The following is a 19,196-nucleotide window of genomic DNA, read 5'->3' on the forward strand; positions in this document are numbered from 1 at the left end:
AAATAGCGTCTTAATGCAGATGATTGTTCGGCTTGCTCAAAATTCACGTGTATAGTGATTAGAAGCTTGTTGTTCGGTGAGTGTTTATGCGCCTGAGATTGACTGCCCCGCTGCAAATTTTGTTTCTGATTGGTTTGAGTTTGGCGATCGTATCTGGTTCAGTTCATCGTGTAACTGCCGCCACTCCAGAAACCGCTCCGGCAGAATTGAAAAGTGCGATCGCTCAACTTGATGCCGCCGCAAACCGCAGAAATATTCAAGAAGTTTTGAAGTTCTACAGCCCGAATTTCACGCATTCTGATGGGTTGAATCGGCAGAGTTTAGAGCAATCTTTGTCGCAACTTTGGAAGCAGTATCCAACGCTCACTTATAAGACGGAATTGCAGTCTTGGGAGCCGAGTCAGAATGGGTTTCAAGCAGTCACAGTCACGCGGATTACGGGAACTCAGACGCGAGACGGACAGCAGGTGAGATTAGATGCCACTTTGCGATCGCGTCAACAGTTCCAAAATCGAGCGATTGTTCGGCAAGAGATTTTGTCTGAGAGAAATCTGATAACTACTGGCGAAAAGCCGCCCTCGGTCAAAGTGAATTTACCGGAACAAGTCAGACCTGGACAGGAATTTAGTTTTGATGCGATCGTGCAGGAACCGCTTGAGAACGATCTTTTACTTGGCGCGGTGGTTCAAGAGCCTGTGAATTCTGCTGGATATCTCAAGCCTGCGACCGCTGATTTAGATGTGTTGAACTCTGGTGGATTGTTCAAAGTGGGCAAAGCTCCGAGTACTGCTGGATCTCAATGGGTGTCTGCGGTTCTGGTTCGACACGGTGGCATGACGATGGTAACTCAGCGATTAAATGTCGTAGGTGGCGGTTCAACTCGTCCCGCTCCACGTTAAGAGGATGTTTGAAACATATCGTTCATCGCATTCACCCGCCCCGGAATGAATTCGGGGCTAATGGAACGAGGTCCACTAAAGGGGACTAAGAGATCAACACTGCGCCTTTAGTCCTTTTCAAAGGACTTTCTCCCGATCGCCCCGAATTCACTCCGGGGCGCTCGAGAACGCAGCGAGAGAACTTTGATGCTTTTCAAACACCCTGTAAAGCATCACCCACTTTAAGAACTTTTCCAGTTTCAGAAGGAGCGATTCGAGTGTTGACTGCCATGCGGTAGTAGTGATCGAACCGCTCTTTCGCTGCCCAATCCGGTAATTCTTGTTTGCGTTGGGTTGTGAACACTTTTTGAAACTGAGGATATCGATCGCCTAAAACAGCGTCACGAGTCGGAACCACACATCGAGCACAAGGATTAATTCCTTGAATCTGAACATCACCAATCTGAAACTCGATCGCACTTTCATCCGCTGAATAGAGTTGCTCTTCCCAAAAGGCAGGAACTTCAGAGAGTTCTAAATTTGTACGGAGACGCGATCGCATACTTTCCGCTGTCATTCCCTCAAACCAAGAAGCCGCTTTTTCTAACGTTGCAACACTAACTAATGTCGGTCCTGGAGAAACCGGATCATCTGGAAATCCAGTCGTCAAATCTTGTTTCAAAAACACTCGAAACCCAAAATAATCACCCAGCCAGCCTTCGATGCCGCTGCGACCGTGATCGAGATGAAAACTCACCGGACGATCGTTTTGAACTGAGAGCGTTACGATTCGCGTCTTTAGATCAAACTGCGATCGAATCTGATGAACCTTCGCCGTTCGTTTCCCATTCACCCAAGTTCCGTTCTCATCGACCATACAAAATTCTCGATCGTGTTCCAGCGAACCGCCAGGAAGAATCTTTGCTTGATTGACCGAGACGGGATCAAGAGATTTGATTGGGTAAATCAGAATGCGATCGAGTTTTGCCATTAGACTGCGTACCCTAACTCGTTTTGTATGACTGCTTGATCTAAGAAGTTTACCAGCCATTCTTTCACTTGATAGGTCGCCCGACAATCATCTTCGTTGTAGATCACGATCGAGTCTAAATAATTGCGATCGCCTGTTGCTAACCATTGCGCGTACCAATAAATCGATTGTGCTCCACTTGCGCTCGAATCTCGCCAATCAAAACCAACCCAACGAGCAATATGTTTCAGCGCATAACTTTCGACAGGCAAAGTAACAGTTTGAGTCACACAATCATGCAAATCAACGAATCGCGATAATAACGGTTTGACTAATTCATCTGGTGTTTCAAATAACTTTCCAAGACGTTCAACCGTCTGCAATTCATAGGGGCAAAAATGAAAAATGGGCGCAGTCGGATACGCCCACAATAAGTCAATCAATTTTTGCCACACTATCGATTCTTCTTCAGGCGTTTCTGCCAGTAAGGGATGAAACGTTTCGGTTTGATTTATTCGATCGACGACTAATATTCCATGCAAATAAACCAGATTCAAACTCGGTTCAGCTTCGATATCGAAATAAAGCTCGATCGCAGCAGTCGGAATTTCAGGCATTCGGAACGGTCGTTTACCCATCGTATGCGCTGCGAGACTTTCACCTAGAAGCGCCACGTTTTGCAATGTCGATCGTGCTTGTCGAACAATTTTATGAGCGGTTTCACTACCAAATCCGGGAAGCGGTTCAAGTCGAGTGGGGGACGTTTCGGCTAGAGCTTCCAAAGTTGTCAGGTTCAACGCTTGCAGTTGAACATAGCGCGATTGCGTCACACCGGGAAGCAGAGAAAGATGATTATCGGATTTCGCGATCGCATAACAGTGACTAAACCAATGACACAAACTACACCGACTCCGAGAGATAAATACCTCTGGTTCTTGTTGATGTTTCAGAGTGTCAATACAAGTCGAAAGAATCGTCTCCATGCGTGGAATGGTTTCCCATAAATCCACTGCAAATTCACCACGTTCTTTCAAAATTAACCAGGCTTCTTCTGCCCAAGCTCCTTGCACCGCCGCTAACACTTTGGCAAAGTAAGCAACCACGATTTGATATTCCTGCTTTGGACGCTTACTCAGTTTGATGTCGTAAGCAACATAGATCCAATCGCCAAAAATGGATTGTCCTGGCTGCTTCACTAATAAATCTGGATTAGCAACGAGTGCGACCCCATTTTCCTCAGTGATTAAAACAGGTTGATAGATACGATCGATTCCCGATCGCATTAAGTCTAAAGTCTCTTCTGCACCTTTCCGCCAATCGCCCGATCGATACGATGGCGCTCGGTGTTCTTGATCTGCCAACACTTGTCGCCGATTTTCTGCACTATCTTGTATCAGCTTTAGCAAGTAATCGTTTGGGGGATCTTTTTGTTCCGCATCCCCGTATCGATCGAGAAAAGCTCGACGGCTACAGCGTTGATAGTTTAGCAGCAGATCAGCAGTAATTATCATGCCTACAACTTAACAAAAATTAGGCGGACTGCGGCATCAATCAGATGTATCGATTATGTCTGATTCTAAAGCGAAAATTGCATCTGTTTAATAATATTAAGCAATTTGAGCGCGATGTTAAGCGAATCAAATTAACGGCAGCTTAAATGTAAATTAAGCAACAGTTTTCTTAGTGCTTTAACGATTGCGAAGTCGTTTGTTATTTTTAGGAAGCCCTCGATCGCGTTTTTCTATGCTCGAACAGCACCGCAGTGAATTCCCATTTCTGAAAAGTAAAACGTATTTTAACTATGGCGGACAAGGACCGATGCCCCGATCAGCGATCGCAGCCCTGCACGAAGCGCACGATCGCTTTCAAGAATTAGGTCCGTTTTCCAGTGCGGCAAATGCTTGGATTGTTGAAGAAGGAACTTTAACGAGAGATGCGATCGCGAAAGATCTTGGAACAACTCCGGATACGATCACGCTTACCGAAGATGTTTCTGTCGGCTGCAATATTGCACTTTGGGGAATGGATTGGAAAGATGGCGATCACATTTTGATCAGCGATTGCGAACATCAAGGAATCATTGCAGCCGTTCGCGAACTTCAGCGGCGATTTGATTTGGAAGTCTCTGTTTGTCCCTTGTTAGAGACTCTGAATTCGGGTGATCCGAGTGCGATCGTCAAACAATGCCTCAAACCGAATACTCGTTTGTTTGTGATCAGTCACATTCTCTGGAACACGGGACAAGTTCTACCGCTAGAAGAAATGGTTGAAATTTGCCATGCTCAATCGGTTCAAGTTTTAGTTGATGCGGCTCAATCGGTAGGAGTTCTGCCGCTAAATTTGACACAGTTACAAGCAGATTTCTATGCCTTTACTGGACATAAATGGTGGTGCGGTGCTGCGGGTGTGGGTGGATTGTATGTGCGTCCTGAAGCACGAGAAAGGTTACATCCGACTTTCATTGGTTGGCGGAGTGTGATCACAGATGCAAAAGGGAATCCCGATCGCTTTCAGCCTGATGGTCGGCGTTATGAAATTGCGACCTCTGCGATTCCGTTGTATCCAGCCTTGAGAAATGCGATCGAGTTTCATGCGCCATATTCTAAAGAGCGGTATCGGATGATCTGCGATCGAAGTGCTTATTTGTGGCAGCGATTGAACGAATTATCCGATGTGAAATGTTTGAAGCAAACTGCCCCGGAAGCGGGTTTAATTTCGTTTCAATTAGAAAGTGGAAAACATACTCAGCTAGTGCAATTTTTGGAAGAACAGAGTATCTTTTTGCGGGTTATTTTGAATCCAAATTGTGTTCGGGCTTGTGTGCATTACTTCACAACTGAGAGTGAAATTGACTTTTTGGTGAATGCGATCGAGAGATTTAGCAGTTCACCCTTATAGCGATCTTGTCTGAGTTGTGAAATGTTCTAAATTCCCTCTAGGAGTGATTCTCTTAAAAAAGAGAATTTGTGTAAGTAGATGGGTGAGATTAATCGTAAAATGCGTTTCGACTCCGCTCAACGCGCAACACCCGATTCTTCGAGGGTTGAGCGCAGTCGAAACCCAAACCCAACGAGTGGTTTAATTTGGCTCTCCTACTTATCAAGTTCAATTCAATCACTGTAATTACACGGCTGAACGATCGGGACTTTGCTGAAACTTCCACAAGGTTTGATCAATCAGCCGCCAGTGATCGAGTCCGCCTCCCACTAAAAGCCGAAACATCCACAATCCTTCGCCTCCCTCCACTTTAATTCGAGGCAGGTAGAACCGATTCAAGGGCGATTCCCGCTCCGAAATCGAACCGTGCTGCGACGTAAACGCATACTGATAGTGACTATCCTGCAAAACAGTTGCAGTAGTTGCATTAAAATCAGCCAGCGTTCCAAACGGGTATGCAAATGCGGTGACTGGAGTGCCTAATTTTTGCTCCAGCATTTTGCGCGATCGCAGAACCTCGACCTGCATCTCCTCAAGGCTGATTTTGCCAAGCGATCGGTGCGTCCATCCATGCGATGCCACTGTGATATGAGATGCCAACTCTCGAACCTGATTCCAAGTTAAATGAGGCTCTGCATCTTCGTGATGATCGATCGCGCTGACGGTGACAAATACAACAGCGGGAATATTGTATTTCTTCAAAATCGGCAGCGCAAAATCGTAAATGCTTTGATAGCCATCGTCGATCGTCACTAACACTGAGTGATTGGGAAGGTCAATTTCGCCCCTCAAAAATCGCTCGATCTGCTCCAAGGAAACCGCTCGTTTATGACGAGCAAGCCAAGCCATCTGAGTTTCAAAATCCTTGGGCGTGACACAAAACGGATCACGCGGCTGATACCCAAAACGGTGATAGGTCAAGACCCGAATCTGCGATCGTCGATCGTGACCAAACTTGAATCCTCTCAGGACGAGACTAGAGAGAACCATCAGCCGACGCGCCAATTTTTTCAGGTGCCAGCGAAGGGGGCTAATTGAGGTTGAGTTCATCGCATTCTTTTTCGGTTGAGTTTAGCGGCTAAATCGAGATCGGGCTTCCAACACAGAACGGCATTCAGCAGAAAGGTAAAGTTACCGATGAGGTAACGCTGCCATTTTTTGGGCTGTTGAATCAAGAGTTGGAGCCATTCAAACCCAAAATATCGCACCCAGCGAGGCGCACGTTTCAAGTTTCCGCCCCAATGATCGAACAGTCCACCAACTCCGATCGCAAGTGGAACTTGATCGGGCTGATAGCGATCGATCCAAGTTTCTTGAATCGGATTGCCCATCCCAACGAGTAATACATGGGGTTGAGCCGCTTTAATTTGGTCGATCGCAGACTCTCTGGTTTCAGGGTCAGTCAAATATCCGTGGTGACATCCCACTAATTCCCAACCAGGGAACCGTTTTCTGGCATATTGAGCCGCACATTGAATCGTATCTGGATCTGCACCCAGTAGAAAGTAACGATAGCCTCGATTTGCAGTGGCGTGAAAAAAGTCAGGAACGAGATCGGTTCCAACCAAATTCGCCTTCATTTTGACTCCCCTCATTCGAGCGGCAATGCGAATTCCAGCACCATCCCCAAATCGGTAAGTGGCACGCTTGAGAACAGCGTGATAGTTCGAGTCAGACACCGCTAAATTCAGCGTATGAGCATTGGGAAGGAAGATTTGGGAAGGAGTCGATCGCTGAATAAGTTCCTCCATAATCTCGATCGCTTCTGACCGGGTAGCATTGGCGATCGAGATACCGAAAACTGAAACAAGTGGAATCGATCGCGCAGCGGTGCGCGAGAACGTCGGATTGAATGGTTGCGGAATCATTTAAACCAGAATATGGAAGCTCAACTTTTTTAAGGCTTGGTAGAAATCAAGAAAACCGACGTGTTTTCCCGGAATGAGCACCCATCTAACAAGAATCTTGTTCAGTGTAAAAACACACAAGTGTAAATTGACATTTGCTTCGGCATTTTTACGGTGAGATTACAATTGCACTTGTGAATATAAAGTGTTCATAAATCAGCGCCTGTCGAGACGATGCGTTAAGTCACTTAGGAAAAAATCTGTAAATTTATGTATTCAGGACGATCGAATCCGCACATTCACAGAGATTAAGTCAGTAATTTCACAAGCCCGTCACGGCGTTTACAGGGTCTAAAGCGCTTTCGTTGCCTTGATCATGTGATACACAATCAACAACTGTGTCATTGCCAGCGGATAGCTCTGAATCATTTCTCCAGTCGTTCCTGAGACTTTGCCCAGTTCGGTATCGCCTGTCGGATTACAGACATTTGATAAGGCGGGAAGTTCATCGCAGATAAATCGTTCTAGATGGACAACCTGCTCTTTTGTGGCGTGTCCGTCAATTTCCAGCACATCCACAGGCTTACCCATGTCTCGATCGAGTCCTAATCGAATTGCCGATCGAGTCGGAGCATCATCGCCCACTACTTGAGTTAAATCTGGGTGCGGAATTGTCGGACGCAACACCAATTTCACATCCAAATGACCATTTGGTGTAGAGGTGGGAGAACAAAAACTCACAATCATATCTGCCCAAGCCCGTTGTGGACGGATAAATTCGGCTGAATCCGGTTCTCGTTTGCGTAACTCTTCTAGAACTTGTTCCTCCGTGTATCCACGCTTCTGAGTGTCGCGCTTGATCTTCCACTGGGCGCGTAAAGACTCCGGTGGTGCAAGATACACTTTCACGTCATAACAATCACGTGCAAGCCGAGTCGAATAACCCAGCAACCCTTCGATAATGACGAACCGATTCGGCTTAATGTAAGTCGGCGCTTCAAAGGTTCCGGTCTTGTGGCTGTAGTTCGGTTTCAGAATCGGCTGCCCCGATCGCAACAGAGATAAGTGCTGCTGCATGATGTCTAAGTGATTACAGTCAGGATGAAGCGCAGTAATCCCAATTTGAGAGCGTTCGGTACGATCGTATTTGTGATAATCGTCGGTGCAAATAATCGTCACATTCTCCTCGCCCAGAACTTGAGCAATTCCGCGTGTCAGAGTGGTCTTTCCAGCCGCACTATCTCCAACGATGCCAAGAATGATCGGGCGCTGTGACATGATTAGATCCCTAAGAGATTTCAATGATAGAAACATCCTAAGCGCTTCATTGAGTTGGTTTTGTTCAAGAATCATTACGATGTTTCTTTTTTTGAATCAAAACCCGCTCATACCATACACCCAATAGCGAGTTTGGGCTATCATCGACTTGAATCTATGGTCAGCCGTTAAGATATATTTCGCAGATTGGGTCTGCATTTAGTATTCTGAAGGCTGCGACCCCCCTTCAACTTTGTTTGGATTTCCGCAGTCTCTCTACACTACCCATTATGAAATTTTCTGTTTTCCACACGCCCGAACTCACGCCCGTACAGAACTCTGCTGATTGTGCGATCGCGATTGATGTGCTTCGGGCAACCAGCACGATCGCGACTGCTTTACATTCAGGAGCGGAAGCTGTTCAGGTTTTCAGCGATATGGATAAGTTGATTCATGAAAGCGAGATGCTTCCCCCTGAAAAGCGCTTACGAGCCGGAGAACGAGGCGGCAGTAAGGTGGCAGGCTGTGAGCTAGGCAATTCTCCCCTCGATTGCACTCCGGAACTGATGGGCGGCAAACGTCTGTTTATTAGCACGACGAATGGCACTCGCGCTCTGCAAAAGATTCAGGCTTCTCCGACGGTGTTAGCGGCTGCCCTGATCAATCGTCACGCTGTCGTAGATTATTTGATCGAACATCAGCCAGAAACGGTTTGGATTGTGGGTGCAGGTTGGGAAGGGTCATTTGCGCTGGAAGATACGGTTTGTGCAGGTGCGATCGTCCAGAGTGTGGCGGATCGTCTCGGAACCTCGCTTGGTGAATTGGTCGGGAATGATGAAATGGTCGGTGCAGTGGCGCTGTATCAACAGTGGCAGGATAATCTGCTGAGTTTGCTGTATCACGCAAGCCACGGAAAGCGCTTGCTGCGGTTGAACTGTTTGGAAGATTTGAAGTATTGTTCGACCTTGGATTCGATCGACGTTTTGCCGATTCAAACTGAGATCGGAACGCTAGTGAAGTATGCGCCTGCGGTGAGTTCTGTCCTCAATGCAGAACTGACCAAGGCTGGTTCGAGATAGTTGATCTGTGCCCTGGGTTGTCTGCCACTGGGCACTTAATAGGTTTCAATCTAATTTGACATGGCGTAGCGCACTAATTGACACAATCGTTGTCTGAGTGTTTCTAGCCCTAAGCGTTCGTGGGCTGAGATGAATGCCGCTTGTGGAAATTCTTCACGTGCGATCGCGAGTTGTTCTGCATCGACCTGATCGATTTTATTAAATGCTAGAAGTGCAGGACCCGGACTAATCGGCATTTCAGACAGAATTTGCATAACGGCTCGAATTTGGCTTTGCCAAGCGGGATGCGACAGATCCACAACGTGTAGAAGGGCATCCGCTTCGGTCACTTCTTCAAGGGTTGCCCGGAATGCATCCATTAGCGAGGGTGGTAACTCGTGTATAAATCCAACGGTATCGGTTAGAAGTAATTGCGTTGTCTTTTGCGCTTCTAAATCCGTTATGTTCAACCTACGAGTTGTTGGATCAAGTGTTGCGAATAATTGATCTGCTGTGTAAACTTCCGCATTCGTGAGCGCGTTTAATAACGTGGATTTTCCAGCATTCGTATAACCGACCACTGCGATCGAAGGAACTTCTTCATGCTGTCTGCGCTGTCGCAATCGGGCGCGATGTGCCTGAAGCTGATTGACTTCTTGTTGGAGCCGAGTAATTCGCCGCTGAATCGATCGACGTTCGGTTTCTAACTTCGTTTCTCCAGGTCCTCGTGTTCCGATTCCGCCACCGAGTCGGGACATCGCTTGCCCGCGTCCAGTGAGTCTCGGCAGCATATATTCGAGTTGTGCCAGTTCAACTTGGAGCTTTCCGGCTCCAGACTGAGCACGTTGAGCGAAAATATCGAGAATCACTTCAGTACGATCGACGATCCGAATGCCGATCTGCATTTCTAAATTGCGGATTTGAGCGGGGGAAAGATCTCGATCGAACACAATCAAATTCGCGCCAACGGTCTGAGCCACTAAGGTAATTTCCTGGACTTTTCCTTCTCCTACAACAGTTTGAGGATGCGGACGGGGACGCTTCTGGGTCATGGTTTGCAGCACTTCGCCGCCTGCGGTTTCGACTAATCGCGCTAATTCTCGCAGTCCCGTTTTGAAAACCTGTGGAGATTGATTATCCGTTTGTAATCCGACGATGAGGACTTGATCGTGATCTCGATCGACTTGCTGCGCGACATATTCCCGGCGAAATTCTTCTTCAAGCCCTTCAACCAGTGCCAGAAAATCCTGCTCTGCAATCATGTCCAAACTTAACGGCGGCGAAATTGTCCAATTCGCTTCTGGGTGCGGCACTAGGTGAGCTAAGTACGCGCTTCTAACGTATCCAGTTGCACCGCCCCCTCGACGCTCAAAACCACCTCCCGTCAGCGTTAATGCCACATACGCATCTAATCGCTGAAGTGCCATCACTGTCAGCATCGATTCACCCGGCGGATCTTGTTTTAGTTGTGTCGCAATACAGCGAATGCCGCAGAGTCGTTCTGCCCCGTAGCGTGGAAGTTCTAGCATCGGAATCTGGGTCTGTCTGAGCGTTCCGACTCCGACGCGAATCACTTGACCGCGACGATTCACATAGGTGCAGACAGGTTGACTGATCTCTGAGCTAATCGCGGCGATCCGTTGAGCGAACTCGGCAGTCGTAATGCGATCGCCCGGTAAGCGTTGGTGATACAACCGCTGTAGCTGTTTAATTTGGCTGGATTTTAAGCCGTTGAGGTTTCCGTAGACGGTTTCGATAACTAGACTTTGCCTAACGCGACTGTTTTCATTCTAGATCGCGGGCAGGAATTAGAAAGTCTAAGAGAGTGTTTGAGAAGTGATCGTTCATCGCATTCACCCGCCCGGAAATGAATCTCCGGGCTAATCGGGGGAAGCCCACTAAACTGGGCTATGAACTCCGAATTACGCTCCCAGCCCGCTTCAGCGGGGTTTCTTCCATTAGCCCGGAGATTCATTTCCGGGCGGACTCACAACGCAGCAAAGCCGCTTTTTATCCTTCTCAAACATCCTCTGAGGAATGTTACACGATCGCATCTGTGGTCGATTCGATCAAAATTTGCCGCACTTGATCATGGGTAAGATTCGGATTGGCACTGAGCATTAATGCAACCACACCAGAAATGTAAGGGGTTGCCATTGATGTGCCCCACCAACCGGATTGATAAGTATTGCCGGGAATCGTGGTTTCAATGTCGCGACCGGGAGCAAGAACATAGCGCATTTGAGGATCAAAGCCCGATCGATTAGAGAAAGTGGCGAAACGTCGATCGCGATCGACTGCTCCTACGGCAATTCCGAATTGAGTCGCATATCGAGCCGGATTACTCGGCTGTGATGCGCCTTCATTTAATGCAGCTTTTACGGTAATCACATTGCGACTAGCAGCATACGCGAGTGCATCTCTTAACTGTGGGGAATCTGTCCACCATAGCGATAAATTAATGACTCTCGCACCGTTATCTACAGCGTATCGAATTGCATTGGCTAAATTACCGTTCCAGTTATCTTGGGCATTCGTCACACGGATTGGCATGAGTTTGGAATTGTAAGCGACTCCTGTGATTCCAAACTCGTTTCGTGCGGCTGTGATAATTCCACTGACTGCGGTTCCGTGTGCGCTGGAGGGAGAAACATCGTTATTGTTTAAGCTGAAATTCCAGCCGTAAATATCATCGGTAAAACCATTCCGATCGTCGTCTACTCCATTGCCAGCAATTTCTCGTGAATTCGTCCAGAGATTCGATCGAAGATCCGAATGGGTTAAATCAATGCCAGAATCGATGACTGCGATCGTAATTCCTTGACCTGTATATCCACGCGCCCAAACTTCTGGAATATTCATCATATCCAGTGCCCAGGAAGTATTTTGAACTTGAGCAAATGGAGCTTGTCCGATCGCTGCCGCAACTGCAATTCCAGCGTTCACAATTCCGTAGCCAGAATTTGAATTGTATGTTGGTATCTTTGTTATGAATTCTGATTGTTTGAATGATTGAATTTGCCAATTATTGAAGGTTGCTGGGAAGGTCGATCGCTGAGGTTGCGATCCAGTCATTTCCCAGTATTGAATCATTCCAGATTGAACGTGCTGCCAGAGAACATCGTCTGTTCCATCTTGGTTGTAATCGTGAATGCCTTTGACTTGCCAGCTTGAATCAACCGCGATCGACAAAGGGGTTCCTTGCTCGATGCTCATTCCATTCATTTGCCAAATGACAATCTGTCCGGATTGGTGATGCTGCCAGAACAGATCGAACTTTTGATCGCCATTAAAGTCGCCACTCCCGATCATTTTCCAATTTGGATCGGGCACAGATGCGATCGCAAATCCACGCTCGATCGCGGTTCCATTCATCTGCCAGAACACATTCTCACCAGAGCGATCGTGCCGCCACAACAGATCTAAATCGCCATCGCTGTCATAGTCCTGGACATCAGCAATTTTCCAGCCCCGATCGACCGATGTGAGAATTTGCCCGGTTTCTGTTTGCATTCCGTTTAATTGCCAAAGTGCAATCTGTCCGGTGCTTTGATTGCGCCAAAGAATATCTCGATCGTTGTCTCGATCAAAATCTCCAACTCTCTGAATCTGCCAGTTCAAATCATTCAGAGTATGCAGACGCTGACCATTTGAAAAGAACAGGGAATTATCACGTCGATCGTTCCAAAGCAAATCAGACCGACCATCACGATCGTAATCGTAAATATCAACAACTTGAAGATTCGGATCAGAAATAGGAAGGGAAGCACGATTGATAATGCGATTTTCTGCGATCGCGAACCAATTCGTTTCACCTGTGGCAAAATTGGAGGCAATTAAATCCGTCGGTTGAGCAATGGCGCTCCAAGTAGAAGCCATACTTTGATAAATTCATCAGGAACAATGCCTCCAGAGTTCCCGCATCACTTTGTCAAAGCTTGATATATCAGGTGATCCTCATCACGATCGAACTGTGATTAACGTGTGATTAAGATGAGTGCCGTGGCGAATGGAATTAGTGGTTAGTGCGCGGCGGCGCACTTTGTTTGTATAGCTGCGGTTTCTAACCGCCAAGCATCCAAAGGTTAACCGAACTTAGCTGATTAGCAACATTTCACCCAACTCGAACACACTTCGCCCGATTTGCCATAGTAAAATTCTTTCTTCCAAATCAGAGGTCAATACAGGTCAATTGGTCAAACGATTGCTGTGACTCCGTCTGTAATCTGAGAGTATCAAACCTACACAACCTCGCCGCGCTCTATTTATACAGAAGACCAGTTAAATCGTCTGACCTTCCAAGAAACCGGGTCATCCCAGGACTGGCGCAATTCATTTGTGAATGATGAAATTATTGGTTACGAGCAAATCGACATCAATCAGAACGCCGCACTCGCCGCCGCGCCATTCATTAAAACCCAGAATACTTCCTATGTTGATTGGGGCGACCTGCTTCAGATTCTCGACGAGTATTACATTTAAAGTCCCTGATTCTGTGAGTTTTGATATCTCCCAGGATGCGAGTATCAGCGGGTAATTCCTGCAAAACTTTGGCTTTCTAGCAATCACCATCAAATTCGGATACCGGAATTTTTGAAAGGTTGGAAGCCAGAGCTTGATATCGAGCGCAAAAACTTTATAGTCTTGGTTCCTCAGTGCCAAATTCAGAAGGCAACAGCAATTCCCACAAATGGAATTATGATTTACAGTTCCACTCAGCTTGGGTGTAATGATTCCTGCATCATAATGACTTCTAAATTCTGCCCCTGCTTCCAACTCTAGACATTCTTCAGAGGTTGAAAAGCCTCGCAGAGTGAACCATCAGAAATTCCTTTAAAGAGAATGCCTGCTCGATCGCTCGAATCTCCTCAAGCCACCCAGCAGGCATCAAATTTCTATTTCAAATCAACCTTAGAACAAACCGAGGGTCAAGCCTTGGCTCACCGGGAAGATTGCACCAATTCCGAGCCACATCGTGACAAACGTTCCAAACAAGAACACTGCCATCGCCACAGGACGACGGAAGGGGTTTTGGAACTTGTTCACGTTCTCGATGAACGGAACGGCGATCAAGCCTAGAGGAACTGAACCCATCAACACCACACCCAAGAGCTTGTTCGGCACGAGGCGGAGAATGTTGAACACAGGATACAGATACCACTCAGGCAGAATTTCGAGCGGAGTTGCGAACGGATTCGCAGGCTCACCATTCATTGCAGGATCGAGCACTGCCAAACCGACACAAAGCGCGATCGTGCCTAAAATCACGACCGGGAAGATATAAAGCAAATCGTTGGGCCAAGCAGGTTCACCGTAATAATTGTGACCCATGCCTTTCGCCAACTTCGCACGCAATTGAGGATCGCTGAGATCCGGCTTCTTGATGGTTGCCATTTAACGGAGGCTCTCCTTAACTCTAGAGATCAGCAAAAAAGTTTGGATTTTAGATTTATCTTACTTGAGATCTAAAATCCAAACATCCTTATAACGGACCAGAAATTCCTTGCTTCCGAATCATCAGGAAGTGCGCCAGCATGAAGACGGCGATCAACCAGGGCAAGACGAAAGTATGTGCGCTGTAGTAGCGGGTGAGGGTCGATTGACCGACGCTTGCGCCGCCTCTCAGCAAGTCTGCAATCAGCGTTCCCACAACTGGGATGGCTTCAGGGACACCAGAAACGATTTTCACCGCCCAGTAGCCGACCTGATCCCAAGGCAGGGAGTATCCAGTCACACCGAAAGAAACGGTGATTACTGCCAAGACTACACCCGTTACCCAGGTCAACTCACGGGGCTTTTTGAAACCGCCAGTGAGATAAACGCGGAACACGTGCAGAATCATCATCAACACCATCATGCTGGCAGACCAGCGATGGATGGAGCGAATCAGCCAGCCAAAGTTCACTTCGTTCATGATGTACTGAACGGAGGAGAATGCTTCGGCAACGGTTGGCTTATAGTAAAAAGTCATTGCAAATCCAGTCGCGAACTGGATTAAAAAGCAGACCAGCGTGATGCCGCCCAAGCAATAGAAGATGTTGACATGGGGAGGCACGTACTTGCTGGTTACGTCTTCGGCAAGCGCTCCGATTTCCAGGCGCTCATCGAACCAGTCATACACATTTGCCATAAAGCAAGCGTTCCTAAAAATGATTGCTGTTCATAAAAAATGTAACATATCCCAAGGACAGATTTTCGCGTGGAAAGAGCCAATTTATCAGGGGTTTTGCTGATTTCTCAAGGGTTCTGGGTTCGACTCGTTAACTTAAGTCTTTGTAAAGAATAATTTCGTTCGACAAAACTTTTGTCAGAATCGGGCTTCTCTGGCAAAGTGAATCATACTGATGATCTTGAGTGGCTTGACTGCATCAAATTGCCTGATTTAGCGTTAATATCGATCGCTATGGGAAAACGACTTACTTGGCTTCGCTCACTGACGGTGATTGGGTTATCGATCGCGGCTGCACTCCTATTTCTGGCAGCCCCCGCTAAGGCGCTCACCGAAGAGCAGAAATTGATTAACGAGGTTTGGCGGATTATCGATCGAGCCTACGTCGATCCGACTTTCAATCATCGAAATTGGTGGGCGATTCGTGAGAAATATTTGAAGCAATCGTTACCAAATCGAGAATCGACTTATGGCGCGATTTCTCAGATGTTGGCTGTGCTGGATGATCCGTTTACCCGATTGTTAAAGCCGGATCAATATAAGAGTTTGCAAACGAGTACGTCAGGGGAATTGACCGGAGTAGGGTTGCAGATTGCGCTGGATATGGAGACGAAGCGGTTGAAGGTGATTTCGCCGATCGTCGGTTCTCCCGCTGCAAAATCTGGCATTCTTGCGGGCGATACGATTCTCAAAATTGATGAAGTCTCGACTGAGGGATTAAGCCTCGACGAAGCGGCAGACAGAATGCGCGGCGTGGTGGGAAGTCATGTCACTTTGACGATCGCACGAGAAGAAGGATTCGAGCGGGATTTTGATCTGGTACGCGATCGAATCGAGGTGAATCCGGTCTTTGCTGAGTTACGTTCACAAGCAGACGGCTCGAAAGTGGGTTACTTGCGGTTGAGTCAGTTTAATGCGAATGCAACGATGGAAGTGGCTCATGCGATCGCGAAATTTGAACGCGATGGAGCCGATCGTTATATTCTCGATTTGCGAAACAATCCAGGCGGCTTGCTGAATGCTGGAATTGAGATTGCGCGGCTTTGGATTGACGAAGGCGAAATCGTCTACACCGTGAATCGGCAGGGCACGATCGGAAGTTTTGAAGCAACCGGAAAGGCTCTAACGCAAGATCCGCTCATGGTTCTAGTAAATCAAGGAACAGCGAGTGCGAGTGAGATTTTAGCGGGAGCGCTTCAGGATAATGGACGGGCAACGATTATCGGTGAGAAAACGTTTGGGAAAGGCTTGATTCAATCGCTGTTTGATTTATCTGATGGTGCGGGATTAGCGGTGACGGTAGCAAAGTACGAAACGCCAAATCATACCGACATTAATCGTTTGGGAATCCAGCCCGATCGCTCGGTTTCGCTTGATCCAGGAATGACGATCGAGCAATTGGGAACGCCATCTGATACACAATACCAAGCTGCGATCGAGGAGCTATCCGAAAACTCTCTAGTTGCAGGAGCCAAGTGAATTTTGAGCGTGTCTATCACGATCCGTTACATGGAGCGATCGCGCTAAATTCTGGCGATCCAACTGAGTCACTTCTGATCCAATTAATCGATACGCCAGCCTTTCAAAGATTGCGGCGGATTCGACAGTTGGGACCTGCGAGTTTGACCTTTCATGGAGCAGAAGGATCAAGATTTACGCATTCGCTCGGTGTGATGGCAGTGGCGCGACGGGCATTCGATCGAATTGCGCGGGACTATCCGCAATTGTTACCGCATCGAACGGTTTTACTCTGTGCGGCATTGTTGCATGACATTGGACATGGCGCGTTTAGTCACACCGCTGAAGAGATTTTTGGTAGCGATCATGAAGTTTGGACGCGGCGGATTTTGCGAGAATCAAAGCCGATTCGGGAATTGCTCGATCGACATTCGCCCGATTTGATTGATCAAATTGAAGCGGTGTTTTTGAAGAAGCATCCAATTCCATTAATTTCGCAATTAGTGTCAAGTCAGTTGGATTGCGATCGACTCGATTATTTGATGCGCGATAGTTACTTTACTGGAGCTTCTTACGGACGGATTGATCTCGATCGAATTCTCATGGCAATGCGATACGATCCGGTCACTCAGCAATTAGTCGTCGCACGTAAAGGAATGGCAGCGATCGAGCATTATTTGATCGTGCGCTTCTTTATGTATTCGCAGGTGTACAACCATCGTAAAAATGTAGCAGCAACTTGGGTTTTGTTAAAGATATTTCAGCAAGCAAAACATCAATTAGAACTGGGAGGTTTGTATGCTGATGAGAATGTCAAAGCTTGGATTAATAACGAAATTGATTTAGCGCAATATTTAGCAACTGATGACGGCACGTTTATCTATCATTTGCAGCAGTGGCAAAATCATGGAGATGAAATTTTATCGGATTTGTCGCGGAGATTTCTCGATCGGGACTTGCTCAAAGCTTTAGACATCTCTCATGTGTCGGAAAGCGATCGCAAAAAGCTACTCGAAAAAGTACAACTTTGGACAAAGCAACTTGGATTCGATCCGGAGATCTATTGTGGCTTGAGAATTGCCGTGAGTCGGGGTTACACGCTGTACGATCGAGGAATTAATATTCAAACCACGATCGGACTCCGAGAAATTGGAGAACTTTCAGCTATGGTACAAACATTAACTCAGACCGTACAGCGTGTTTGGTTAATCTATCCTCGTGAAATCAAGACGAAACTACAGCATTTTTTCTAGAAACTGTTGGGCACGAGCGCATTTTGGGTTTCCGAAAAATTCGTTGGGTGGCGCGTCTTCTGCGAGTTTGCCTTGATCTAAAAAAAGAATACGATCGGCAACTTCACGAGCAAACCCCATTTCATGAGTCACGATCGCCATTGTGATCCCAGTTTTCGCCAGAGCTTTCATCACTTCGAGCACTTCTTTCACGGTTTCAGGATCGAGCGCAGAAGTGGGTTCATCGAAAAGGATGACTTCGGGTTCCATTGCTAAAGCACGAGCGATCGCAACTCGTTGTTTTTGTCCCCCAGAAAGGCGCGACGGATAAGTATCACACTTTTCACCCAGACCGACTTTAGTTAATAACTCTCTGCCCTTTTCTTCAGCTTGAGCGTGACTCATTCCTTTCAATTTCATCGGCGCATACGTCACGTTTTTCAGCGTCGTCATGTGTGGAAACAAATTGAAATGCTGAAACACCATCCCCAATTTTTCACGCACTTTTGCAATATCTGTTTTCGGTGTGGTGATATCTACATCGTTGAAATAAACTCGTCCGCGCGTCGGGCGTTCGAGCAAATTCATACAGCGTAGAAACGTAGATTTTCCAGACCCCGAAGGACCCAGAATCGCAACCACTTCACCGCGTCGAATCTCAGTTGAAATATCATCTAAAACCTTCAAACTCCCAAAAGATTTGGCGAGAAATTCTGTTCGTAAAACAACGTTAGTCACTGCGTTTTAACCTCTTTTCAAGAATGGATGCTAAGAAAGTCAATGCCATTACCAAAACGTAATAAAGTAACCCAGCAAAAATCAGCGGCTCAAAATAAATAAACTTATTTGCGCCAACAATTTGGGCACTCCGAAGAATCTCCACCACACCGATCGTTGAAACAAGCGACGAATCTTTTAACAGCGAAATGGTTTCGTTTACTAACGCTGGCAAAATATTTCTCAATGCTTGCGGCAATACCACATCCCACATCAACAACGGATAAGGAACTCCTAAAGACATCGCTGCTTCAGTTTGTCCCTTATCGACGGCTTGAATACCAGCGCGAATTGTTTCGGACATATACGCGGCAGAATTCAGACTAAACGTAAGTACGCCTGCTTGTAATGCAGTGATATCATATCCAATCAATTGCGGAGTTGCGAAATAGACCAACGATAGCTGCAACAGTAACGGAGTTCCTCTGAAAATCGAAGTATATGCTAGAGCAAACCAGACCAGTGGTTTGATTCCAGAAATCTTAAATAGAGACAGTACCGTTCCGAGTATCAAACCGAGGAATACAGAGGCAAACGTGAATAATAAAGTTTGTGGAACACCTGCGAGAATAAAAGGAATATCCGAAAAGATACGAGAAAAATCTAGATTCAT

At 46.8% G+C, this 19,196-nt stretch carries 17 protein-coding genes; 6 read left to right on the plus strand and 11 right to left on the minus strand.

Going from position 1 to position 19,196, the window contains the following annotated elements:
• The first annotated feature begins 86 nt into the window (after positions 1 to 86).
• A complete protein-coding gene (locus ACQ4M5_RS25460) occupies positions 87 to 899 on the plus strand; it encodes a nuclear transport factor 2 family protein (protein ID WP_430678517.1) in 813 nt (270 codons plus the stop codon).
• Positions 900 to 1,092: 193 nt separating this feature from the next.
• Here ACQ4M5_RS25460 and ACQ4M5_RS25465 read toward each other — a convergent pair whose 3' ends face one another.
• Positions 1,093 to 1,869 carry an MOSC domain-containing protein gene (locus ACQ4M5_RS25465; RefSeq protein ID WP_430678518.1) on the minus strand — a complete coding sequence of 259 codons (777 nt, stop codon included), beginning with the start codon at positions 1,867 to 1,869 and terminating at the stop codon, positions 1,093 to 1,095.
• Positions 1,869 to 3,359: a TM0106 family RecB-like putative nuclease gene (locus tag ACQ4M5_RS25470; protein WP_430678519.1), complete on the minus strand. Its 1,491-nt coding sequence runs from the start codon at positions 3,357 to 3,359 to the stop codon at positions 1,869 to 1,871. The genes ACQ4M5_RS25465 and ACQ4M5_RS25470 overlap by 1 nt, the downstream gene beginning before the upstream one ends.
• A 232-nt stretch (positions 3,360 to 3,591) precedes the next feature.
• Here ACQ4M5_RS25470 and ACQ4M5_RS25475 point away from each other — a divergent pair, with 232 nt between their 5' ends.
• Positions 3,592 to 4,746 (plus strand): aminotransferase class V-fold PLP-dependent enzyme, encoded by a 1,155-nt coding sequence (locus ACQ4M5_RS25475; RefSeq protein WP_430678520.1) that lies wholly within the window; start codon positions 3,592 to 3,594, stop codon positions 4,744 to 4,746.
• 225 nt (positions 4,747 to 4,971) lie between these two features.
• On the opposite strand, the gene ACQ4M5_RS25480 is transcribed toward ACQ4M5_RS25475, so the two are convergent.
• The 3 genes from ACQ4M5_RS25480 to ACQ4M5_RS25490 all read right to left on the minus strand — a co-directional run bounded on the left by ACQ4M5_RS25480 (position 4,972) and on the right by ACQ4M5_RS25490 (position 7,910).
• Positions 4,972 to 5,835 (minus strand): polysaccharide deacetylase family protein, encoded by an 864-nt coding sequence (locus ACQ4M5_RS25480; RefSeq protein ID WP_430678521.1) that lies wholly within the window; start codon positions 5,833 to 5,835, stop codon positions 4,972 to 4,974.
• The gene (locus tag ACQ4M5_RS25485; RefSeq protein WP_430678522.1) at positions 5,832 to 6,653 is read right to left on the minus strand and encodes a WecB/TagA/CpsF family glycosyltransferase; all 822 of its coding nucleotides are present in this window, start codon (positions 6,651 to 6,653) and stop codon (positions 5,832 to 5,834) included. The genes ACQ4M5_RS25480 and ACQ4M5_RS25485 overlap by 4 nt, the downstream gene beginning before the upstream one ends.
• A 330-nt stretch (positions 6,654 to 6,983) precedes the next feature.
• On the minus strand, positions 6,984 to 7,910 hold the full coding sequence (locus ACQ4M5_RS25490) for a phosphoribulokinase (protein WP_430678523.1): 927 nt from the start codon (positions 7,908 to 7,910) through the stop codon (positions 6,984 to 6,986).
• Between the two features lie 269 nt (positions 7,911 to 8,179).
• Between ACQ4M5_RS25490 and ACQ4M5_RS25495 the strand changes: the two genes are divergently transcribed.
• Positions 8,180 to 8,968 (plus strand): 2-phosphosulfolactate phosphatase family protein, encoded by a 789-nt coding sequence (locus tag ACQ4M5_RS25495; protein ID WP_430678524.1) that lies wholly within the window; start codon positions 8,180 to 8,182, stop codon positions 8,966 to 8,968.
• Between the two features lie 50 nt (positions 8,969 to 9,018).
• Here ACQ4M5_RS25495 and hflX read toward each other — a convergent pair whose 3' ends face one another.
• Both hflX and ACQ4M5_RS25505 read right to left on the minus strand, forming a co-directional pair.
• Positions 9,019 to 10,641: a GTPase HflX gene (gene hflX, locus ACQ4M5_RS25500; RefSeq protein WP_430678525.1), complete on the minus strand. Its 1,623-nt coding sequence runs from the start codon at positions 10,639 to 10,641 to the stop codon at positions 9,019 to 9,021.
• A 346-nt stretch (positions 10,642 to 10,987) separates the two neighbouring features.
• Positions 10,988 to 12,826, minus strand: coding sequence for a S8 family serine peptidase (locus ACQ4M5_RS25505; RefSeq protein ID WP_430678526.1), 1,839 nt, complete (start codon positions 12,824 to 12,826; stop codon positions 10,988 to 10,990).
• Between the two features lie 459 nt (positions 12,827 to 13,285).
• Here ACQ4M5_RS25505 and ACQ4M5_RS25510 point away from each other — a divergent pair, with 459 nt between their 5' ends.
• Complete coding sequence (locus tag ACQ4M5_RS25510; protein WP_430678527.1) at positions 13,286 to 13,429, plus strand: hypothetical protein; 144 nt, start codon at positions 13,286 to 13,288, stop codon at positions 13,427 to 13,429.
• A gap of 429 nt (positions 13,430 to 13,858) precedes the next feature.
• Here the strand turns inward: ACQ4M5_RS25510 and petD are convergent, their stop codons facing one another.
• Positions 13,859 to 14,341 carry a cytochrome b6-f complex subunit IV gene (gene petD / locus ACQ4M5_RS25515; protein ID WP_190377482.1) on the minus strand — a complete coding sequence of 161 codons (483 nt, stop codon included), beginning with the start codon at positions 14,339 to 14,341 and terminating at the stop codon, positions 13,859 to 13,861.
• An 88-nt stretch (positions 14,342 to 14,429) separates the two neighbouring features.
• Positions 14,430 to 15,077 carry a cytochrome b6 gene (petB, locus tag ACQ4M5_RS25520; RefSeq protein WP_068382559.1) on the minus strand — a complete coding sequence of 216 codons (648 nt, stop codon included), beginning with the start codon at positions 15,075 to 15,077 and terminating at the stop codon, positions 14,430 to 14,432.
• 273 nt (positions 15,078 to 15,350) lie between these two features.
• Between petB and ctpA the strand changes: the two genes are divergently transcribed.
• Both ctpA and ACQ4M5_RS25530 read left to right on the plus strand, forming a co-directional pair.
• Entirely contained in the window at positions 15,351 to 16,595 is a 1,245-nt protein-coding gene (gene ctpA / locus ACQ4M5_RS25525; RefSeq protein ID WP_430678528.1) for a carboxyl-terminal processing protease CtpA, read from the plus strand.
• Positions 16,592 to 17,827 carry an HD domain-containing protein gene (locus ACQ4M5_RS25530; RefSeq protein ID WP_430678529.1) on the plus strand — a complete coding sequence of 412 codons (1,236 nt, stop codon included), beginning with the start codon at positions 16,592 to 16,594 and terminating at the stop codon, positions 17,825 to 17,827. Before ctpA ends, ACQ4M5_RS25530 begins: the two co-directional genes overlap by 4 nt.
• On the opposite strand, the gene ACQ4M5_RS25535 is transcribed toward ACQ4M5_RS25530, so the two are convergent.
• Positions 17,810 to 18,544: an amino acid ABC transporter ATP-binding protein gene (locus ACQ4M5_RS25535; protein ID WP_430678530.1), complete on the minus strand. Its 735-nt coding sequence runs from the start codon at positions 18,542 to 18,544 to the stop codon at positions 17,810 to 17,812. The two genes, ACQ4M5_RS25530 and ACQ4M5_RS25535, sit on opposite strands and share 18 nt — an antisense overlap.
• A complete protein-coding gene (locus ACQ4M5_RS25540) occupies positions 18,537 to 19,196 on the minus strand; it encodes an amino acid ABC transporter permease (RefSeq protein WP_430678531.1) in 660 nt (219 codons plus the stop codon). Before ACQ4M5_RS25540 ends, ACQ4M5_RS25535 begins: the two co-directional genes overlap by 8 nt.

The sequence above is a fragment of the Leptolyngbya sp. AN10 genome (assembly GCF_050565645.1).
Lineage (GTDB): Bacteria > Cyanobacteriota > Cyanobacteriia > Leptolyngbyales > Leptolyngbyaceae > Leptolyngbya.